This is a genomic window from Vibrio neptunius, assembly GCF_000967495.1.
Taxonomy (GTDB): Bacteria; Pseudomonadota; Gammaproteobacteria; order Enterobacterales; family Vibrionaceae; genus Vibrio; species Vibrio neptunius.
Map to the genome: position 1 here is coordinate 1 of NZ_JXXU01000116.1, position 2,377 is coordinate 2,377.

Genomic DNA, 2,377 nt, shown 5'->3' on the forward strand with positions numbered 1-2,377 from the left:
TCGTCTCTCTATGGAATGACGACAGTCTCATCACGCAAGGTTTAGATCCTTCTCACAAAAAATTTCACCTGTGACTTTACTGTATAAAGAAACAGTATATACTGTTTTCTTATACAGTATTGTTCATTTAAACAGGTACACAAAATGCTGGCTCATCTAAGTGTTAATAATTTCGCTATTGTTAAATCTCTACAGCTGGAGCTATCTCACGGCATGACCACCATCACTGGAGAAACTGGTGCGGGTAAATCTATTGCAATTGACGCTTTAGGTCTTTGCTTAGGTGGTCGGGCGGAAGCCAGCATGGTACGCCAAGGGGAAGAAAAAACCGAAGTCAGTGCGGCTTTTTCCCTTGAAAACAACATTCACGCAACGCGTTGGCTAGAAGATAACGATCTGCTGGAAGGCAGTGACTGTATCTTGCGTCGCATCATCAATAAAGAAGGCCGCTCAAGAGCCTTCATTAATGGCAGCCCGGTACCACTTTCACAACTAAAAACGTTTGGGCAATTACTGATCAACATACATGGTCAGCATGCTCACCATCAACTCATGAAGAGTGATCACCAAATGGCCATGCTGGACCAATATGCAGGCCACAGCAACCTTTTAAAAGGCACTCGTAATGCCTATCAAAATTGGCGTCAGGCCGATAACACCCTTAAGCAGTTAAAAGAAAATAGTGCGGCTAATCTTGCGCAAAAACAGCTGCTTGAATACCAAATCAAAGAGCTTAATGAGCTCTCTCTTGGCGAGGATGAATATGAAGAACTCGAACAGGAACACAAAAGATTGTCTAACAGCGGAGAGCTCGCCGCCACCTGCCAAAAAGCCATCGAGCTTATTTACGAAGGTGAAGAAGTTAATGCGCTTGGTATTCTCCAATCAGCCAGTAGCTCCCTGATCCAGCTCGCTGAATTGGATGAATCTCTCTCAGAGTTGCCTAACATGCTATCAGAAGCCATTATTCAAATTGAGGAGACCAATAACGAACTACGTGGTTACCTTGATAACATCGATGTTGATCCTGCACGTATGGCATTTGTTGAAGAACGCTTCTCAAAAGTCATGTCGATGGCTCGTAAACATCATGTTCTACCCGATGAGCTATATCAGCATCACCAAGATTTGTCGTCGCAAATTGAGGCTTTAGATTGTTCCGATGAAAAGCTGGAAGAGTTAGAGCAAGCTGTTGAAAATAACTATCAGGTTTTCCTGACCTCAGCAGAGAAACTTCACAAGTCTCGATGTCGCTACGCTAAAGAGCTCAATAAACTCATCACCGCCAGTATGCATGAGCTCAGCATGGAAAAAGCGCAATTCTGTATTGAAGTCGATAAGCAATGTACTCATCCTTCTCCCCTCGGCATGGATAACGTCTGTTTTATGGTGTCAACCAACCCTGGTCAACCTATTCAGCCCATTGCCAAAGTCGCCTCTGGGGGTGAGTTATCACGTATTTCTTTAGCCATTCAAGTAATCACAGCACAAAAAGTCGACACACCTAGTTTAATCTTTGATGAGGTAGATGTGGGTATCAGCGGCCCCACTGCTGCTGTTGTAGGTAGAATGCTTCGTAAGCTTGGCGAGTCAACGCAAGTTCTGTGTGTGACTCACTTGCCTCAAGTAGCTGGCTGTGGCCACCAACAACTTTTTGTAGCCAAACAAACCAAAGCAGGCAAAACTGAAACACAAATGCATACGTTAAACAATGAACAAAGGGTTTCAGAATTGGCACGCTTGCTTGGTGGAAGCGAAATTACCGAATCAACACTAGCAAATGCAAAAGAGTTACTTATAGCAGCCTAATAACAGCACCACAGGTGATTCTCACTGAAGGCAAGAGTTCCAGTCTTATGGAAATTTGGTCTCACTTTGCAACTAAACTCAAAAATCGTGGTCTGAAACAGTTCAAAACAAGATGAGCTTTTTACATTGTCGGCCAGCTTGTTTATTATCAGCCCAATTTAAGAAATATCTGTTACAAGAACTTATTCGTATGCAATTTAAAAAGTGGCTAATCGCTGTACCACTCTCTATGACACTGTTGACTGGCTGCTCACTATTAGAAAAGCTCGTTTACCGAATCGACATCAACCAAGGTAACTATGTTGAGCAACAAGCCGTCGATCAACTTAAATTTGGTATGACCAAAGAACAGGTGCGGTTTGTGATGGGCTCCCCAATGCTGATTGAAAACGGCTTCCCTGATACTTGGTACTACATTTATCACCACACTGAAGGTCATCAGGATTCCATTCAAAAGAACCTGATCGTCAACTTCAATGATAAGGGGCAGTTGGTTGACGTCACTGGAGATTTCCCGCCGAGCAAAGACTTTTTTGAGAGTATTGACTAAAGCTGGAGAGCTGGAGAG

At 43.4% G+C, this 2,377-nt stretch carries 2 protein-coding genes; both read left to right on the forward strand.

All coding sequences use genetic code 11. The features are described 5' to 3' along the window. Window positions 1-144 precede the first annotated feature (144 nt). A complete protein-coding gene (gene recN, locus TW84_RS23210; protein ID WP_045977972.1) occupies window positions 145-1,809 on the forward strand; it encodes a DNA repair protein RecN in 1,665 nt (554 codons plus the stop codon). A gap of 190 nt (window positions 1,810-1,999) precedes the next feature. Beyond that, on the forward strand, window positions 2,000-2,359 hold the full coding sequence (gene bamE / locus TW84_RS23215) for an outer membrane protein assembly factor BamE (protein WP_045977973.1): 360 nt from the start codon (window positions 2,000-2,002) through the stop codon (window positions 2,357-2,359). The last annotated feature ends 18 nt before the right edge of the window (window positions 2,360-2,377 follow it).

What these genes read in the sequence shown, in the direction of transcription:
- recN (WP_045977972.1), top strand. Translation starts at nt 145, where the DNA reads ATGCTGGCTCATCTAAGTGTTAATAATTTCGCTATTGTTAAATCTCTA.
- bamE (WP_045977973.1), top strand. Translation starts at nt 2,000, where the DNA reads ATGCAATTTAAAAAGTGGCTAATCGCTGTACCACTCTCTATGACACTG.